The sequence below is a fragment of the Curtobacterium sp. AG1037 genome (assembly GCF_003349855.1).
GTDB lineage: Bacteria > Actinomycetota > Actinomycetes > Actinomycetales > Microbacteriaceae > Curtobacterium > Curtobacterium citreum.
Window position 1 is genome coordinate 77,019 of the sequence record NZ_QQAO01000013.1, and the last position, 16,215, is coordinate 93,233.

20 protein-coding genes and 2 pseudogenes are annotated in these 16,215 nt (G+C 71.0%); 14 read left to right on the forward strand and 8 right to left on the reverse strand.

Going from position 1 to position 16,215, the window contains the following annotated elements; translation table 11 throughout:
* The first annotated feature begins 96 nt into the window (after positions 1-96).
* The 5 genes from DEU32_RS15890 to DEU32_RS15910 all read left to right on the forward strand — a co-directional run bounded on the left by DEU32_RS15890 (position 97) and on the right by DEU32_RS15910 (position 4,637).
* On the forward strand, positions 97-1,152 hold the full coding sequence (locus DEU32_RS15890) for a BLUF domain-containing protein (RefSeq protein ID WP_058743091.1): 1,056 nt from the start codon (positions 97-99) through the stop codon (positions 1,150-1,152).
* 170 nt (positions 1,153-1,322) lie between these two features.
* The gene (locus DEU32_RS15895; RefSeq protein ID WP_114851396.1) at positions 1,323-1,790 is read left to right on the forward strand and encodes a hypothetical protein; all 468 of its coding nucleotides are present in this window, start codon (positions 1,323-1,325) and stop codon (positions 1,788-1,790) included.
* 103 nt (positions 1,791-1,893) lie between these two features.
* Positions 1,894-2,322 (forward strand): hypothetical protein, encoded by a 429-nt coding sequence (locus tag DEU32_RS15900; RefSeq protein WP_147281496.1) that lies wholly within the window; start codon positions 1,894-1,896, stop codon positions 2,320-2,322.
* A 131-nt stretch (positions 2,323-2,453) separates the two neighbouring features.
* On the forward strand, positions 2,454-3,989 hold the full coding sequence (locus DEU32_RS15905; RefSeq protein WP_114851398.1) for a tyrosine-protein phosphatase: 1,536 nt from the start codon (positions 2,454-2,456) through the stop codon (positions 3,987-3,989).
* Positions 3,990-4,637: a class F sortase gene (locus DEU32_RS15910; protein WP_114851399.1), complete on the forward strand. Its 648-nt coding sequence runs from the start codon at positions 3,990-3,992 to the stop codon at positions 4,635-4,637.
* Positions 4,638-4,715: 78 nt separating this feature from the next.
* Here DEU32_RS15910 and DEU32_RS17600 read toward each other — a convergent pair whose 3' ends face one another.
* Positions 4,716-4,838, reverse strand: a complete 123-nt coding sequence (locus tag DEU32_RS17600) for a hypothetical protein (RefSeq protein WP_257222048.1) — start codon at positions 4,836-4,838, stop codon at positions 4,716-4,718.
* A gap of 33 nt (positions 4,839-4,871) precedes the next feature.
* On the opposite strand from DEU32_RS17600, the pseudogene DEU32_RS17685 reads away from it, so the two are divergent.
* From DEU32_RS17685 to DEU32_RS15925, 3 genes and pseudogenes are all read left to right on the forward strand, one after another.
* Positions 4,872-5,147: pseudogene (locus DEU32_RS17685) on the forward strand (alpha/beta hydrolase); the annotation flags it as partial.
* 27 nt (positions 5,148-5,174) lie between these two features.
* Positions 5,175-5,525: a hypothetical protein gene (locus tag DEU32_RS17610; protein ID WP_114851401.1), complete on the forward strand. Its 351-nt coding sequence runs from the start codon at positions 5,175-5,177 to the stop codon at positions 5,523-5,525.
* Between the two features lie 95 nt (positions 5,526-5,620).
* Positions 5,621-6,019, forward strand: coding sequence for a hypothetical protein (locus DEU32_RS15925; protein WP_058741089.1), 399 nt, complete (start codon positions 5,621-5,623; stop codon positions 6,017-6,019).
* 31 nt (positions 6,020-6,050) lie between these two features.
* Here the strand turns inward: DEU32_RS15925 and DEU32_RS15930 are convergent, their stop codons facing one another.
* On the reverse strand, positions 6,051-6,434 hold the full coding sequence (locus tag DEU32_RS15930) for a helix-turn-helix domain-containing protein (RefSeq protein ID WP_114851402.1): 384 nt from the start codon (positions 6,432-6,434) through the stop codon (positions 6,051-6,053).
* A gap of 63 nt (positions 6,435-6,497) precedes the next feature.
* Between DEU32_RS15930 and DEU32_RS15935 the strand changes: the two genes are divergently transcribed.
* Complete coding sequence (locus DEU32_RS15935; protein ID WP_058741091.1) at positions 6,498-7,487, forward strand: nuclear transport factor 2 family protein; 990 nt, start codon at positions 6,498-6,500, stop codon at positions 7,485-7,487.
* Between the two features lie 94 nt (positions 7,488-7,581).
* A complete protein-coding gene (locus DEU32_RS15940; RefSeq protein WP_258554903.1) occupies positions 7,582-8,352 on the forward strand; it encodes an SGNH/GDSL hydrolase family protein in 771 nt (256 codons plus the stop codon).
* An 81-nt stretch (positions 8,353-8,433) separates the two neighbouring features.
* On the opposite strand, the gene DEU32_RS15945 is transcribed toward DEU32_RS15940, so the two are convergent.
* Entirely contained in the window at positions 8,434-9,375 is a 942-nt protein-coding gene (locus tag DEU32_RS15945) for a LysR family transcriptional regulator (protein ID WP_058741093.1), read from the reverse strand.
* Between the two features lie 72 nt (positions 9,376-9,447).
* Here DEU32_RS15945 and DEU32_RS15950 point away from each other — a divergent pair, with 72 nt between their 5' ends.
* Positions 9,448-10,452, forward strand: a complete 1,005-nt coding sequence (locus tag DEU32_RS15950) for a putative oxygenase MesX (protein ID WP_114851404.1) — start codon at positions 9,448-9,450, stop codon at positions 10,450-10,452.
* A gap of 20 nt (positions 10,453-10,472) precedes the next feature.
* Positions 10,473-11,522 (forward strand): methionine synthase, encoded by a 1,050-nt coding sequence (locus DEU32_RS15955; protein WP_114851405.1) that lies wholly within the window; start codon positions 10,473-10,475, stop codon positions 11,520-11,522.
* A 60-nt stretch (positions 11,523-11,582) separates the two neighbouring features.
* Here the strand turns inward: DEU32_RS15955 and DEU32_RS15960 are convergent, their stop codons facing one another.
* From DEU32_RS15960 to DEU32_RS17615, 5 genes and pseudogenes are all read right to left on the reverse strand, one after another.
* The gene (locus DEU32_RS15960) at positions 11,583-12,032 is read right to left on the reverse strand and encodes a hypothetical protein (RefSeq protein ID WP_114851406.1); all 450 of its coding nucleotides are present in this window, start codon (positions 12,030-12,032) and stop codon (positions 11,583-11,585) included.
* 189 nt (positions 12,033-12,221) lie between these two features.
* On the reverse strand, positions 12,222-12,716 hold the full coding sequence (locus tag DEU32_RS15965) for a hypothetical protein (RefSeq protein WP_114851407.1): 495 nt from the start codon (positions 12,714-12,716) through the stop codon (positions 12,222-12,224).
* 14 nt (positions 12,717-12,730) lie between these two features.
* Positions 12,731-13,720: a hypothetical protein gene (locus DEU32_RS15970; protein ID WP_114851408.1), complete on the reverse strand. Its 990-nt coding sequence runs from the start codon at positions 13,718-13,720 to the stop codon at positions 12,731-12,733.
* Between the two features lie 207 nt (positions 13,721-13,927).
* Complete coding sequence (locus tag DEU32_RS15975; protein ID WP_258554904.1) at positions 13,928-14,845, reverse strand: MFS transporter; 918 nt, start codon at positions 14,843-14,845, stop codon at positions 13,928-13,930.
* A 62-nt stretch (positions 14,846-14,907) separates the two neighbouring features.
* Positions 14,908-15,186 (reverse strand): annotated as a pseudogene (locus DEU32_RS17615) (MFS transporter); the annotation flags it as partial.
* Between the two features lie 68 nt (positions 15,187-15,254).
* Here DEU32_RS17615 and DEU32_RS15980 point away from each other — a divergent pair.
* Both DEU32_RS15980 and DEU32_RS15985 read left to right on the forward strand, forming a co-directional pair.
* Positions 15,255-15,680, forward strand: a complete 426-nt coding sequence (locus DEU32_RS15980; RefSeq protein ID WP_181819320.1) for a PRC-barrel domain-containing protein — start codon at positions 15,255-15,257, stop codon at positions 15,678-15,680.
* A 22-nt stretch (positions 15,681-15,702) separates the two neighbouring features.
* Positions 15,703-16,098, forward strand: a complete 396-nt coding sequence (locus DEU32_RS15985; protein ID WP_114851409.1) for a hypothetical protein — start codon at positions 15,703-15,705, stop codon at positions 16,096-16,098.
* Positions 16,099-16,215 lie beyond the last annotated feature (117 nt).

Genomic DNA, 16,215 nt, shown 5'->3' on the forward strand with positions numbered 1-16,215 from the left:
GCGCGGACCCGGCCGATCTGGGGGTTGTGGCGCAGTGGACCGAACGGTTCACTCGGAGGGACGCCGTACCCCGGTGAGAAAGGGAGACCCCGTTCCATGCGTTCGATCGTGTACACCAGCACGCAGACCCGTCCGATCACGGACACCGAGCTCGCCCAGATCCTCGCGGTCGGCCGCGAGAAGAACACCGTGCTCGGGGTGACCGGCATCCTCGCGCACAAGGGCGACAACTGCCTCGGCATCCTCGAGGGCGACGACGCCGTCGTCGGTGCGCGCTTCGGGCAGGTCCGCACCGATCCTCGGCACACGAACGTCCGGGTCCTCATGGACGAGTCGATCGAGCAGCGTTCCTTCCCCGACTGGTCGATGGCGTTCCAACCGATCGACCCGTTGATGGAGCAGGTCCCGGGGTTCAGCGACCTCTTCGCGCCCGGTCGCCCGCTCGACCCGGCCGCGGGCCTGAGCCGCGCTCGGGGTCTGCTCGAGTGGTTCCGGAAGCACCCGCTCGCGCCCCTGACGAGCCGGAGCGCCGAAGCGGACGAGGCACCGCGCACGCGGGCGATCAACGGTGCGATTCTCGCGCTCCACGACGGCGGGGTGACGCGGTTCAGCCTCGAGGTCGCCGCGGCGCACGCCGGGATGACCGCGACGGAGGTGCGCGCGGCGTTCCCGACCGAGCGCGCGTTGCTCGCGGCCACGGTGGAACGGTGGACCCTGGCGATCTCGACGCCGCTGACGCCACTGATGGCCGAGAAGGGAACGGTCGCGTACCTGCACGCGCTCCTCGCGGCGCAGGCCGAGGAACCGGGGCTCGTGGAGCTCCTCGCTGCGAGTCTCGTCTCCGCGGCAGACCCGACGGTCGACGGAGCCGACTACTACCGATCGATCTACCGCCGCTTCCGGGAGTCCGTCCGGAACGGACTCGCGGAGGACGTGCGCGCGGGTCGCGAGCCGGAGACGATGGACCCGGTCCGCGGTGCCGAACAGCTCCTGGCCCTGTACGACGGGCTCCGGCTGCAGGCACTGCTCACCACCGACACCGACCTCGTCGAGGCGTTCGACCGGGCTGCGACACGGATGCGTCGCGGCTGGTCGGAACAGTACGAGCAGCCGACGTACTGGGACATCCCGGTCGCCGGGGCCCGAGGGTAGCGCAGTCGTCCGACGGACGAGCGTCGCCGAAGCTCCACGATCTCGCGGTCCTGCCTCGCTGGCGACCGATCGGTCACTCTGCCGTGCAGCGTGGGATGGTGGGTCCGGGCACGACAACGTGCTGGGCACGGCGCTGACCAGCAGCGCGGACCGGGTGACGGGGGGACCACATGACGCACCAGGGCAACGAGCGGAACGGCGTGACCGACTTCCGGACACGTCGACCGGCTGTCAATGCCGCCGTGTGCTGGGTGGCCGCTGTCGCGTCGCTCGTCCTGGCGGCGGCCTGGATCTGGGTGGCGACGACCGAACCACCGCTGTCCGGCCCGGCGGTCGCACACCTGGCCCTCGCGGCGATCGGCGCGGCGATCGCGGTCGCGGCTCGACGGTTCGCCGTCGGCCCGACGACCGCGCCGAGCCCCCGGACGTTCCAGGCGCTCACGATCGCGGCGTTCCTGACCGGTTTCGCCGGTGCCGCCCTCGGCATCGTCTCGGGCGCGGTCGGCAGCTCGGTCACGGCGATCGCGGCCGGGATCATCGTGTTCGTCCTCGGCGCCGGGGTCGCGCTGCAGGGGGCGCTCCTGTACGGGGCGGCCGCGGGGCGAGCGAGCGCGCAACAGCCCCGTCCACGCGCCTGAGCTGCCGGAGCGCAGCCGGCGCGACGCCAGCGGCTGGACGGCGCCCGGTCGGCGTGCGACGCTGGGGCCCCGACACGCCGTCGTGTCGGTCGAGGGGGACACCATGACGACCACGTCCGAGACCACCACCCGTCAGCACCCGAACCGGATCGCCGCACGGCTCGGCACCGGGGTCCTCGTCGGCCTCGTCACCGTGTACGCCGTCGCGGTGGTCGCCACCGCCCCACTCGCCGGCGACTCGGCCACGAGCCCGCTCGCGCTCGTGGGACTCGCCGCCGTGGGCGTGGCCGCGGTGGCCGTCGGCACCCGCTGGCCGGCGGTCGGCGCCACCGCAGGGGCAGCCGTGCTCCTCGTCACCGTCTTCGCGGTCTGGCAGCGGATCTCCTGGACGACCGGGACCACGCGGTGGTGGTACCCGACGGACGCCGTCGGGTACGCGGCGGTCAGCGCGTGCCCCGCGATCGTCGGCGCGGTGCTCGTGGCGGCGTCGGTCGTGCGCGGGCGCCAGCGGAACACGACCCCGGACCTGTGACCCACCTCACCTCCCGGTAACCCCGCCGCCCCGACCCGTTCACGGACGGGACCGGCGACGTCGGCACGCTGCTCCGCGGGCCGCCCGGACGTCGGAGCGGCCGACTTCCGTCCCCGTCCCCGAGGAGCCCCGTGTCCCGCCGTCCCGTCCGCTCGTCCGCGTTCCTCCGCGCGAGTTCCACCGCCGTCGCCGCTGCCGCCGTCCTCGGCGCAGTCGCCTTCTCGCCCACCGCCGCCCACGCCGACGCCGGTGCCCAGCCGGCACTGACCGCGCAGGACCACGCCATCACCGACGTCCCCGGGATGGTGAACGGTCGCGAGCTCGGTGCCTTCACGGGTCTCGGCGGGCAGCGGGTTGACGCCTCCCGCCTCATCCGCTCGGAGTCGCTGGACAAGGTCACGGCCGCCGGCGCACAGACGCTCGCGAGCAAGTACCACGTCGACCTCGTCATCGACCTGCGCACCCCCACGCAGGTGGCCGCGAAGCCCGATGTCGCCATCCCGGGCGCGAAGGACGTCGACATCTCGATGTTCGGTGCCGACGGCAACTACAGCGACGACACCGCGATGTACCACGACCTCGTCGACAAGGGCTACGTCGGAGCATCGGACCGCGGACCGATGATCAGCGCGTACGCGCAGGTCCTGCAGATACTCGCGACCCACACCAGCGGCACCGTGCTCATCCACTGCTCGCACGGCATGGACCGCACGGGCACCGTGGTCGACCTGCTCGACCGCGTCCTCGGCGTCGACAGCGCGGACATCCTGCACGACTACCTGCTCTCGAACACTCAGCTCGGCGTCACGTGGGCGACGCCCGCGCTGCTCCAGGGCACCTTCGAGAGCGACATCACGACCAAGTACGCCGGCATGGACTCCTACCTGTCGAAGACGATCGGCGTGACCCCGGCCGAGGCGGCGGCCCTGCGGAGCCGCTTCCTCGTCTCGAACGACGCCTCCGCGTCGGCGATCACCGTCGACGGTGTCACCGTCCCGCTCGCCGCCGCGTCCTCCCCCGCGGGCGCGACCGTCACCGCTCCGGTCGCGATGCTCACGAGTGGCGACGTGCACGTCACGACGACGAACGCGGCAGCCCGCTCGACCGTCGACGTGCAGGGCGACACCGCCGTCGTCACGGTCACGGCCGAGGACGGCACCACCACCGGGACCTACCGGGTGACCGTCGCCCGCCCGACGCTGACGCTCGCGGCGCACGGCACCCTCACGCCCGGGTCCACCGTCACCGTCGAAGCCGGTGGCATGACGCCCGGCGCCGTGTACGAGGTCGTCGTGCACTCGACGCCGCAGGTCCTCGGCCACGTGACCGCGGCCCAGGACGGCACCGTCCGCGCCTCGGTGACGCTGCCCGCCGACCTCGCCCCCGGTGCACACACGCTGTTCCTCGCGGACGCGGCGGGTGACGCGGTCAGCGACCCGCTCGCCCTCACCGTGGCCGCCACCACCACGGCGTCGACCGCGACGGGTGCGACCTCGACCGGCGGCGCGACCACCACGGCGGCGGTCGGACCGTCGGTCGCGACGGGCGGCACGGTGATCGGCGGTCGGGACGACGCTCCCTGGCTTGCCCTCGGCGGCCTCGGCGCCCTCGTCCTCGTCGGGCTCGGCGCGTTCCGGCTCCGCACCCGCCTCCGGACGGGGCGCTGAGTGCCGAGCACCGTGCAGCGACGGCGGTGGGGCGTGGGCCTCAGCGCCGTCGCGGCGGCCGCGGCGGTCGCGATGATCGCCGTCGCGGGCGTCGAGCTCCTCACGCCGCAACCGCGCGGTACCGGCACGACGACGAGCGTCGACCTCGCCGGCAACGCCGTGCAGCTCGACGGTCCGCCGCCGCCGGCAGCGGCCTCGGCGACGCCGTCCGGGCACGGCCGGTTCGTGGTGCCCTCGGTCGGGCTCGACGTCCCGCTCGGGGCGTTGGACGTCGCCGACGGGGTCATCGAACCGCCCGGGTCCACGTCCGCGTACTGGGTCCGCAACCTCGGCGTCGAGCCGTCCTCGGCGTCTCGTGGCACGGTCTTCGTCGCGATGCACTCCCTGCGCGGCGGGGGCGTCGGTCCGGGCAACGCGCTGATCGACGTCGCCGACGGTCGGGCCCGGGTCGCCGCCGGTGCCGCGATCACGGTCGACGACGTCCCCTACCGCGTGACGCGGACCGAGACCGTCCGGAAGGGCGACATCGCCGCGGACGCGCCGGTCTGGGCGGACACTCCGGACCGCCTCGTCGTCGTCACCTGCCTGCAGCGGCCGGACGGTCGGCCCTCGGTCGACAACCTGGTGATCGAGGCGACGCGCGTCTGAGGGGGCACGCGACCGCAGACCGGACGGGAGGCGCGGTGCCAGCTGGCACCGCGCCTCCCGTCCGTCCCGTGGTCGCGTCTACCGGACGGCCACCACCCGCACGTCCCAGGCCCCGAGCGACAGCTCGGACCCCGCCGCGAGCGCCCCGCCGTCGAGGACGTCCTGGGCGTCGACCGGCACGGTGAAGGTACTCGGCGGCAACAGGGCCTCACCGGACCAGCTGACCGTGCCGTCATCTCCTGGGTCGGCTACTCGACACCGCCGCAACCCGTCATCCAAGGGCAACTCGACTTCGGCGTCCTCGGCACGAAGTACGCGAGGGACGGCAGCGAGAAGCTCGCGAACGCGCTGCGCGGGCTGAAGGCGTCGCGCGGAGACGACTCGTACTCGAACAACATCGTCGCCCACTCGTACGGTTCGACCACCGCTGCGTACACGCTGACGAAGCCGGACATCCACGTCGACACCTTCACGACGATCGGCTCGGCAGGCCTCCCCGACTCCGTCGACAACGCATCGGACCTGCACGCGGACCACGTGCACGCCGGACAGGCCCAGAACATCTGGGTCTTCGAGCCAGGACGAGGCGACCGATGGGCACAGACCGGCAGGCTGAGCTGGTCACACGGTCAAGATCCCACCGACCCCGACTTCGACGCCACCGCGTTCGGAACGGACGGCGTCCCCGGCGACGACGAGAAGCTCTCCGTGGACGACCACAACGTCCACACCAAGGAGATGCGGGGGTACCTGGACCCCGACACGGAGTCGCTCTACAACATCGGGCAGGCCACGACGGGCCACCCTGAGGCGATGACCAAGCACGAACCCAAGGGGATGACGTGGTACGAGAAGACCGTGCTCGAACAGATGCAACAGGTCCCGTGACGGCGCGACGATCGCAACCGGCGTCGGTGACGGCGCTGTTGGTCGGGTCCGCACTCATCCTGGCGGCCTGCGCCCACGACCCTGGAGAACCCACCATGAAGCCTTCGGAAGCGAAGCAGTCCGTGATCGAATTCGTCGAGCAGTCGACGACCGCCGCCGGCGGCACCTGGGAGCACCTCAGCGGTCCCGGCGTCCGAGAGTGCGAGCAGGACTCCGGTGCACCCGGCACGATGTTCGTCTACGTCATGAAGCGGGCTGACACCTCTGGCGCTGATGCCCGAGTCGACGTGCAAGCGGTGAGCAAGCACTGGCGGGACGCCGGAGTCGACGTCGACGAGTACCAGAGCGGTGGCCCTGACCCGGTACCGGGAGTCCGCGGGCGCGGTGGGCCGGTCGTGTCGGCGAGCTTCGACGCCTACCCGGGGAACTACCAGATGTCGGCGACGTCGAAGTGCTCCGACGGGATGCCCGACCAGCAGCGACTCGAGAACTGACAGCGGCCGCCGCGGTGCGGGGCAGAAGCGGTCACCGACCGTCCACGATCGCGTCCGCGTGCTCGACGATCCAGTCCATCAGGGGCACGAGCCGCTCGGCCAGCTCCTGCCCGGCACCCGTCAGCGAGTAGTCGACCCGCGGCGGCACCGTCGGCTGCACGTCCCGGTGCACGATGCCGTCGTGCTCCAACGTCCGGAGCGTCGAGGCGAGCATCTTCTCGCTCACGCCCTCGATCGTCCGGCGCAGCTCACCCCACCGCACCGGCCCGTCCCGCAGCGCGAGCAGGACGAGGACACCCCACCGGCTCGTGACGTGGCTGAGCACCACTCGCGTCGGACACGCCGTGGGGAACCGGACCGGTCCGTCCGCAGGGGTGTCGTGAATTCCGTCCGGGACCGCGATTCCGACGTCCATGTCAGTACCGTACGGAGAAGTGCCTCCTTCCGGCCAGTGCACGCCCGACCTACCGTCGTCGCCATGCAGCCCACGACGAAGCACCCGCTGACGAAGCACCGCACCCGCCACCGCGCCGCCCTCGTGGGCGGCGCCGCCCTGGTCACCGGCGCCGCCCTGCTCGCCGGACTCGGCGTCCCCGCGACCGCCAGCGCCGCACCGGACGTGACCCGCGCCTCCCGGTCGGCCACGATCGCCGACGGTGGGACCACCGCCTCCCGTCTCGACACCGCGACCGAACGCCGGAACCGCTGCGCGGTCGTCACGCTCCTGACCCGGACGTTCGTGGACCCGACCAGCCCGGCGGCCCGCCGCCTGGCGCAGACGCTCGTCGCCCCGGAGGCCGTGACGCACACGAACGGGGCGAGCGCCGGCCCCGCCGGGGTCCTGGCCGAGTTCGCCGCCGACCGCGCCCGCGTCCCCGGCGCCCACGCGGTCGTGAAGCACGTCGCGGCGGACGGTGACCTGGTGGCCGTGCACTGGCAGGTCGCACCCGACATCCACGACGAGCGCCGTGGGGACGCGGCAGTGGACCTGTTCCGGCTGCGGGACGGCCGGGTCGTGGAGCACTGGTCCCTCGACCAGGCCATCGCGACGGGGAAGCCCGCCAGCGGCAACACGAACACGATGTTCAGCGACCTGTACCGCCCGGCGCGACCGACGCCGCCCCCGAGCGAACGCCAGGAGGAGCGCAACCGGACCTTCGCGGTGTCCGCCTACGACACCCTGTTCCGGGACCACGACGTGTCCGTCCTCGACCGCGACTTCGACCCCGCGTACCTGCAGCACAACCCCGTCGCGCCGAACGGGACGGCCGCCCTCAAGCAGCTGTTCGGCAGCGGCGCGCAGTTCCCCGCCCAGCAGTCGGTCATCTCGCTCGCGGACGGCGACCTGGTGTGGACGTTCTCGCAGCCGGTCGGGGCGGCACCGGACGCGCCGCTGCTCGCGGCCGACCTGTTCCGCGTCGACGGCGGGCTGATCCGCGAGCACTGGGACGTCGTGCCGACGAGTTGAGCGCCGGGAGCTGGCGCAGGCGCGCCGAGCGTGGTCCCGGGTGCGCGCACCGTGCCCGGGACCGCGCTCGGGTGACGGTGGGAGGATGGCGACGATGCACACCAAGTTCGCGGTGATCGGCGACAGCTTCGCCGAGGGGGTCGGCGACGAGTGGCCCGACGGCTCGCCCCGGGGGTGGGCCGACCTCGTGGCCGGTGGCCTCGCCGCTGCCTCCGACCGCACGTGCACCTACGCCAACCTCGCGATCCGCGGCAAGCTGCTCGCGCCGATCCTCGACGACCAGCTTCCCGCCGCCCTGCGCCTCGGGCCGGACCTGCTGAGCATCAGCGGCGGCAACAACGACATCCTGCGCCCGCGGGTGTCGATCGCCGCCAACGCCCGACGCATCACGGCCGGACTCGACGCCGCCGTGCGCACCGGTGCCGACGTGCTCTTCGTCACCGTCGCGGACATGACCCGGCACCTGCCGCTCGGCCGGCTCATCCGCCGACGCGGGGACGAGTACGCGGACCACATCCGGTCATGGGCGGACCGGCCGAACGTCACCGTGGTCGACAACTGGACGGACGCGGGGTTCCACGACCTCGCACTCTGGGCGCCGGACCGGCTCCACCTCAACACCCTCGGCCACCGGCGGGTCGCGGCGAACGTCCTGACCGCCCTCGGCGTCCCCCTGCCGACCTGGGACGGGGCCGTCCGGCTCGCGGAGCGCACGTCCACGATCGAGCACCTCCGCGTCCACGTCCTGCCGTGGGTTGGCAGACGCCTCACCGGACGGTCGTCCGGGGACGGGCGGACCCCCAAGAGCGCGACGCTGGGTCCGGTCCGCGAGGAGGGAACCGGCCTGGAGGCGCGACCCAGGTGACGGACGCAGGTCGCGCCTCCAGGCCGGCCACCACCCACACGGACGACGCAAGCCCGCCTGCCGGGCCGCCGCCCGCCGGGCTCAGCCCAGCGGCTCGACCCCGTAGCTGACGACCACCGCACGCAGCTCGTCCAGGTACGCCTGCGCCTGCACCGTGAGCGGCACCGACGCGTGCGCGATCCACCCGATCTCGATGCGCTCGTCGACGTCGAGCGGGATGGCGACGATCTCCGGGTCCAGGTCGTCGCTGATCAGCCCCGTCGAGATCGTGTACCCGCCGAGACCGATCATCAGGTTGAAGATCGTCGCCCGGTCCGACACCCGGATCTCCCGCTTGCTCGACATCGTCGACAGGATCTCCTCGGCCAGGTAGAAGGAGTTGTTCGCGCCCTGGTCGAACGTCAGTCGGGGCAGGTCGGCCAGGTCCTCGAGCGTCGCCCGCTCCCGCGACGCCAGCGGGTTCCGTCTGGCCACGAAGATGTGCGGCTGCGCCACGAACAGCGGCGTGAAGACCACCCCGGCGTCGCGCATGAGCTTCCCGAGCACCTGCCGGTTGAAGTCGTTGCGGTACAGGATGCCGACCTCGCTGCGCAGGGTACGGACGTCCTCGATGATGTCCCACGTGCGGGTCTCCCGGAGCGAGAACTCGTACTCGTCCGCGGCTGCCGCCTCGACCATGCGGACGAAGGCCTCCACGGCGAAGGAGTAGTGCTGCGCGGAGACGCCGAGCAGCCGCCGCGAGGCCTGCCGCCCGACGTAGCGCTGCTCGAGCAGGGAGACCTGCTCGACGACCTGCCGGGCGTACCCGAGGAACTCGACCCCGTCGACGGTGAGCACGACCCCTCGGGCCGACCGGGTGAAGAGCGGGCGGCCGATCCGGGTCTCCAGGTCCTTCATCGCCGCGGACATCGTCGGCTGCGAGACGTAGAGCAGGTCGGCCGCGGCGGTGATCGACCCCTCCGTCGCGACCTCGATGAAGTACCGGAGCTGCTGCAGGGTGATGTCGTTCGACACGCGGGCCATAGGCAGAGGCTATACCGCCGCATAGCAACTACGGATTACCTGATGACCCGCGCCCGCGGTCATGATCGGGGGATGGCGAACGACCTGACCTTCCGGATCACCCGGACCCGCTTCGACGAGGACTACTCCCCCGCCGACAGCTCCCGGCTGACCACGAACTTCGCCAACCTGGCGCGCGGTGAGCACCGCCAGCAGAACCTCCGGAACGCGCTCGGCATGATCGACGAGCGGGCGAACGACCTGGCCGCGCCGTCGGCGGCTGCTGCTGCTGCGTCTGCTGGCGACTCGCGCCGCTACGCGGTCGAGCTCGACATCGTCTCGGTCACCGCCGAGTTCGACGACGGAGCGACGGACGTGGCGTTCCCGCTGCTCGAGATGCTCGACGTCACGATCGTCGACCAGCACACCGGCGAGCGCCACCACGGCATCCTCGGCAACAACTTCTCGTCGTACCTGCGCGACTACGACTTCTCCGTGCTGCTGCCGACGCTCGACAAGTCCGCCGGGATCCCCGCCGACTTCGGGCAGCTGCACGGCCGGCTGTTCCAGCGCTTCCTGGAGTCCGACGCCTTCCGGTCCGAGTTCGACCAGGAGCCCGTCGTCTGCATCAGCGTCTCCACGAGCCAGACCTACCGCCAGACGTCGACGGTTCACCCGGTGCTCGGTGCCGAGTACGCGCACGAGCACTCCTCGCTGACCGACGACTACTTCGGCCGGATGGGCATGCAGGTCCGCTACTTCATGCCCCCGGGTGGCAAGGCCCCGCTCGCGTTCTACACGCGCGGCGACCTGCTGCACGACTACTCGGACCTGCAGCTCGTCGGCACGATCGCGACGATGGAGACGTTCCAGAAGATCTACCGCCCGGAGATCTACAACGCGGACGTCGTCGCCCTCGCCACCTACCGCCCGACCCTGGAGCACACCGACTTCGCCGTGCCGCCCGTCACCTACGACCGCGAGGAACGGAGCCGCCTCGGCGTCACGCAGGGCCGCTGGACCGAGGAGCACCTGGTCAAGCCGCACCGAGCACTCCTGGCACGTCTCGCCGCCGACACTGCCGTCCCGACCCGTTGAACGACTGGAACCCCGCCCGCATGAGCACCCTCCTCCCCACCGCCATCGTCGGCAGCCTGCCGAAGCCGTCCTGGCTCGCCGAGCCCGAGCGACTCTGGTCCCCCTGGCAGCTCGAGGGCGACGCGCTGACCGAGGGCAAGCAGGACGCCCTCCGCTCCGCCGTCCACGAGCAGGAGCGCCGAGGCATCGACATCGTCAGCGACGGTGAGCAGACCCGCCAGCACTTCGTCACCACGTTCATCGAGCACCTGGACGGCATCGACCAGGAGCGCAAGGAGACCGTCCGTATCCGCGACCGGTACGACGCCGCCGTGCCGACCGTCGTCGGCGCGGTCAGCCGTCCGGAGTCGGTCTTCGTCGAGGACGCGAAGTTCCTCCGCGCGCAGACCGACCGGCCGATCAAGTGGGCGCTCCCCGGCCCGATGACGATGATCGACACCCTGTCGGACCAGCACTACAAGAGCCGCGAGAAGCTCGCGTGGGAGTTCGCCACGATCCTCAACCAGGAGGCCCGCGAGCTCCAGGACGCCGGCGTCGACGTCATCCAGTTCGACGAGCCCGCCTTCACCGTCTTCCACGACGAGGTGCAGGACTGGGGCGTCGCCGCACTCGAACGCGCTGCCGAGGGGCTGCACGCCGAGACCGCCGTGCACATCTGCTACGGCTACGGCATCGAGGCGAACAACCGGTGGAAGGAGACCCTCGGCGCCGAGTGGCGGCAGTACGAGCAGTCCTTCCCGCTCCTGCAGCAGTCCTCGATCGACATCGTCTCGCTCGAGTGCATCCACTCCCACGTCCCCCTCGAACTCGTCGAGCTGATCCGCGGCAAGAAGGTCATGCTCGGCGCGGTCGACGTCGCCACCGAGACCGTCGAGACCCCGGACGAGGTCGCCGAGGTGCTCCGCCGGGCGCTCGAGTTCGTCGACGCGGACAAGCTCATCCCGAGCTCGAACTGCGGGATGGCGCCGCTGGCGCGGGGTGCGGCACTCGGCAAGCTCAGTGCGCTGTCCGCTGGTGCGGACATCCTGCGCGCGGAACTGGCGAACGTCGCGGTGTCGGCTGGGCGGTAGCGGCGCGGCTCCAGACCGGCCTGGAGGCTCGGCTCGGCCCCGACGGGCGGCTCACGTCCGTCAGTCCTGACCGTCCAGGCTCATCCGGTCGAAGTCGCCCACGAAGCACTGCGAGCTGGCGTCGATCGTGTAGCCGCGGGGGTCGGCGCGGAAGTCCGACGAGCTCACCGGGCCACCCCGGCCCCGGACGCCCAGGATCGGGTCCTCGCCACCCGTCTGGTAGCGCTCGGTGGTGACCCCGAGGTCCTTCCAGTGCTGCTCCACCGCCTCGACGTCGGCCTTCGGGTCGGCGCTCGCGGACCGGACCACGGCGTAGACGTACCGGACGCCACCGACCCCGGGTGCGAGGCCGCACTTCCCGAGTCCCGGACCCTCGCTCGGTTCCCAGCCGTCGCCGACGACGTCGGTGGACTCCTCGACGAACGTGACGACGGACTGCTTCGCCTGCTCGGGGGTCTTCCCGATGCCGGCGCTGCAGCCGGTGAGCACGACCGCGGCGAGCAGAGCCACTGCGGTGGCTCGGCGACCGGTTGCCGATCGCCGTCGAGCGGGCTCGACCGGGATGCTCCGTGCTCCGCCGTCGAATACTTCCATCACGCACCCCCGCGTGGATCGCTGTCTGACACGTGAACATCGCTGCCGTCCTCGCCGAACAGTACGTTCGTACGTACGCCGTTGAGCCTTCCGCTCTAACCTCCCTTATTCGCCGTCTCGCTCCACGGGTTGTGGGGCAAACGGGTCGGGTGTTCGCGCTGTGCCCCGCGGTTCGTTCCAGGCAAAGGCACTGTTGATGAGCAGGGCGGTGGAGATGAGTGTCAGCAGCATCAGCGGGACGGTGCATCCGAGGACGATGCGAGTCCAGAACTGGTCGACCCAGAGCACCGAAACGGCACACAGCAGCGATGCCACGACGAGGAGGGTGAACCCGCCGAAGAGAACAAAGCGGATGAACGAGCCGTACTTTCCAAGGACCCGAGACGTGTAGCGACCGCTCAGCGCCAGCACCGCTGTGCCGCTGAGCGACAGCCCACTCACGATGCCGCCGATCGTCGCCACATTGGTGAGCCCGGTCTCGAGGCGCGAAACCTTGACGTCGTGCAGTGCCCAAGTGAGGAGTGCGCCCAACCCGAGCGCGAGAATCAAGCCCACAACGAGCACGATGACGACCTGACGCTTCGCCTGGCGGTCGACCATCCGTTTCGTTCCCTCTAGTCGGTGTTGCGTCGGAGCTTGAGCAGATCGGCCCGGTCGTATCCGAACGCGTCGACGATAGCGCTCACCGCCGACGAAACTCCGAACGCTCGGGTGGTCCCGAGGGCGAGTGGAACACGAGTCTTGCGCGTCAGCCGGTGATGCAGCAGGTCAACTTCCGACGCGGGCTGGTCCGCTCGCGGCGGGAGCGAGACCTGCGCCCTCGTCACCGTTCCATCCAGCGACCCGAACGTGTCGTTGAACCAGTCGAGCAGCACTTCCTGGTCCTCAACTGTGTCGCTCTTGCCCTGAACCAGGCTTGCTTTTACCTCGATACGCAACGCCGTGGGCTGCTTGCGTCCCGGGCCGAGGAAGATCGCCTTCGCACCGCGGGCTTCCTGGACGCCGTCACCGATTTCACCTGCGTACACGAACGACTTCAGCCTGTCCGCGGACTGGATCAAGTTGGCGCGAGCCTTGTCGATGACCGGCTGCGCGGTCCACGCGAACTCCGGGTCCGAGTAGCGATGATGCGTTGCTCTGGTCAGCCAATCCGCGTACTTCACCGCCCGCGAGGACGACGTGGATTCCGCGAGAACGCCGATGATGTTTCCGAACGGGAGGTGCCACACGAAGAGGTTGTCGACCGGCGACCAGTTCGCACCATCGAGGCCCATTGGCTTCTGCGAACCGGAGCTGATGTCTTCCTGGTTCGGGACGTAATCCTTGCCCGCAGCGAGGACGACTCCGTGGGTAACGTCGTCGTTTTGCCGACTTCGCGCAGCGGGTACATCGCTGAGACTGAGCGAGTCCTTCCACTCCTGAAGAACTTGCAACGGCATGACGGTACCGGCGTGCTCGCGACCCTCAATCTCGAAGGTGTGCCGCGAGCCGTGCAGCTCGCGCAAAACCTCGTCCCACGGCGCTTCATCAACCAGCGAGTGATCCCGCGCGTCAACCAGTCGCCAGTACTGGACCGTCCGCTCGACTTCGTTCTTCCGCGCCATTCAAACCCCTCCATGGGTAGGTAGTGACGCCGAACCTACAGGGAGCCGCGTACGACCTCCGAAGCGACACGACGAATCGTCACCAATTGGCTCGGCGTAGTTAGCGGTCGCGCTCCTCCTGCGCCATTCCGTCGCCGCAAGTCGACCTCCGGACCAGCGCTCACCGAGCACACGCACGGGCAACACTGACTTCCTGACAGACCTCCATCACTCGCCGTGCTGTCGGAGCTGCGCGGTCCGCAACGGAGAACGAACCGCGACGACCACAGCGGCCACGAAGACGACCGTCACGACGAGGAGCGCCACCCCTCCGCCCGCGACGGTCATGAGGGCTCCGCCACCGATCGCTCCGACCGCCGCGAGCGTCCGGTTCGCGCTGCGCATCGTGCTGTTCGTGCGTCCGAGGAGCTCGTCCGGCGTCGCTGTCTGGCGCAGGCTCATCTCGTTCGCGTTCTCGCACCCGGCAGCGACACCCTGCACCGCGAACGCAGCGAAGAGGACGATGGTGCTCGCCGTGGGCATCGACTGCCCGAGCACGGTGGTGGCGACCGCGATGGCGGCCCAGGCGACCGGGTAGGCGCCACGAGCAGCGATGATCGTGCGCCCAGCCCCGAAGCGGCGGCCGAGTCGTGGTGCCGCGGTGGCGCCGAGGAGCATCGCGACACCGCTGACCGCGAGGACGGCCCCGTAGACGACTGCCGGCAACGCGAGCGTCCGCAGTGCGAGGGTCGCGAACACCGTCAACCCGGCGGCGTTGGCGAGGAACCAGAGGTGCGTGGAGAACGCCAGCGGGGCGAGCATCGCGTGCCCGTAGGTCCACCGCAGGCCGTCGGCGATGTCGCGACGCAACCGCGGACGGGCGCGTCGCATCGGCACGCGCTCCTCGACCCGGACGCGGGCGACGAGGACAGCGTCGACGAAGTAGCTCGCGACGTCGAGCGCGATCGCGAACGGCGCCGTCACGAGGCTCACGAGCGCGCCGCCGAGCGCCGGCCCCACGGTCTGCGCGGCGGCGTCGCTCTGGTCGATCCGGGCATTCGCCGCCAGGAGCAGCGGTCGGGGCACGATCCGCGGCAGGAGCGACTGGGTCGCGGCGAAGCCGACGACGGACAGGACGCCGAACACGAACAGACGCCGGCCGTGACCCAGAGATCGAGCACTCCGAACACCCAGCAGACCGGGATCACGGCCAGGCTCAGGCCACGCCCCACGCTGGACCAGATCAGGAGAGGCTTCCGACGGAAGCGGTCGACGTACGCCCCGACGGCCAGCCCGAAGATCGCGTACGGCAGGAACTGGGCAGCGTTGACCAGCCCGACCTCGAAGGGCGTCGCGTGCAGCACGGTCACCACGAGGACCGGCACTGCCACGGCACTCACGGCGGAGCCGAACGATGAAACGGTCGCCGCCGACCAGTACGACCGGAAGCCGGCGACACGACGCAGCGTCGTCGCGTCCTCACCCATGGGCCAACGTTGGCAGATCGAGGTCTCGCCGTACAGGGTGCGTCAGGCCGAGGGCGTTGAATGCAGACATGATCACCAAGGCCCAGATCCACGAGGTGGAGAACGCGACCGTCCGAGACCGCGACGGCGCATCGGTCGGCAAGGTCGCGCAGGTGTTCCCCTCCGACGAGGACGGCAGCGCCGCGTTCATCAGCGTCGCGACCGGCCTCCTCGGCAGCCACGCCGTGCTCGTCCCGGTCGAGGACGCCACGTTCGACGGCTCGGACCTGCACGTCGGGTACACGAAGCGCGCGATCAAGGACGCACCGTCCGTCGGCGCCGGGAACACCCTGTCCCTCGCCGACGAGAACGCCGCACGCAAGCACTTCGGGCTGTCCCCCGCCGGCAAGGCCACCGGCGACATGGGCGACCCGCATGAGAACCTCGACCAGGCGGGCACCGGCCCGGCCGGCGCAGACGACACCGAGGGCGCGGGCACGACGCCGCCGGCCTGAAGCGCACCGTCACGAGGACGGCATGGTGGACGAGCAGGACCTCCAGGCAGGTCGCCCGCGTGGGGCAGACGCCGCCCCGCAGGCGCACGAGCAGCGCACCATCGCCGAGCTCAATAGCCGCCGGAAGGCCTTCCGCGTCGTGGCCACGACCGGATTCCTCCTCGCGCCGGCGATGTTCTTCCTCCCGCTCGCCCTCCCGGTGCTCGGCGGCGACGACCACCCCGGCGCGATCGTCACCATGACCGCGGCGTGGGCGGTGCTGGTGTCCGCGACCTCGTTCGCGGTGATGGCGGGCACGAAGCCAGGCGGCCACCCGTGGGTGCACCAGATCTGGGCGGTCCCCGCCGCGATCATCGCGATGATCCCCGGCGCCATGACCGCACTCGTGGCGTACGGTTTGCTCGTCGGAGCGTCGTAGGAGGCGCCCACACGACGGACGTGAGCCGTCGCGCGCCCGCGGGATCCGTGCCTCCAGGCCGGACTGGAGGCGCGGCAACCGTCCGCCCCGCCGCCCGCGTCCCAGCCGTGTCACCCC

Excerpts from the sequence above, each read along its gene's own strand:
- DEU32_RS15890 (WP_058743091.1), top strand. The coding sequence starts at position 97 with ATGCGTTCGATCGTGTACACCAGCACGCAGACCCGTCCGATCACGGAC.
- DEU32_RS15895 (WP_114851396.1), top strand. The coding sequence starts at position 1,323 with ATGACGCACCAGGGCAACGAGCGGAACGGCGTGACCGACTTCCGGACA.
- DEU32_RS15900 (WP_147281496.1), top strand. The coding sequence starts at position 1,894 with ATGACGACCACGTCCGAGACCACCACCCGTCAGCACCCGAACCGGATC.
- DEU32_RS15925 (WP_058741089.1), top strand. The coding sequence starts at position 5,621 with ATGAAGCCTTCGGAAGCGAAGCAGTCCGTGATCGAATTCGTCGAGCAG.
- DEU32_RS15930 (WP_114851402.1), bottom strand. The coding sequence starts at position 6,434 with ATGGACGTCGGAATCGCGGTCCCGGACGGAATTCACGACACCCCTGCG.
- DEU32_RS15935 (WP_058741091.1), top strand. The coding sequence starts at position 6,498 with ATGCAGCCCACGACGAAGCACCCGCTGACGAAGCACCGCACCCGCCAC.
- DEU32_RS15940 (WP_258554903.1), top strand. The coding sequence starts at position 7,582 with ATGCACACCAAGTTCGCGGTGATCGGCGACAGCTTCGCCGAGGGGGTC.
- DEU32_RS15945 (WP_058741093.1), bottom strand. The coding sequence starts at position 9,375 with ATGGCCCGCGTGTCGAACGACATCACCCTGCAGCAGCTCCGGTACTTC.
- DEU32_RS15950 (WP_114851404.1), top strand. The coding sequence starts at position 9,448 with ATGGCGAACGACCTGACCTTCCGGATCACCCGGACCCGCTTCGACGAG.
- DEU32_RS15955 (WP_114851405.1), top strand. The coding sequence starts at position 10,473 with ATGAGCACCCTCCTCCCCACCGCCATCGTCGGCAGCCTGCCGAAGCCG.
- DEU32_RS15965 (WP_114851407.1), bottom strand. The coding sequence starts at position 12,716 with ATGGTCGACCGCCAGGCGAAGCGTCAGGTCGTCATCGTGCTCGTTGTG.
- DEU32_RS15970 (WP_114851408.1), bottom strand. The coding sequence starts at position 13,720 with ATGGCGCGGAAGAACGAAGTCGAGCGGACGGTCCAGTACTGGCGACTG.
- DEU32_RS15980 (WP_181819320.1), top strand. The coding sequence starts at position 15,255 with ATGATCACCAAGGCCCAGATCCACGAGGTGGAGAACGCGACCGTCCGA.
- DEU32_RS15985 (WP_114851409.1), top strand. The coding sequence starts at position 15,703 with ATGGTGGACGAGCAGGACCTCCAGGCAGGTCGCCCGCGTGGGGCAGAC.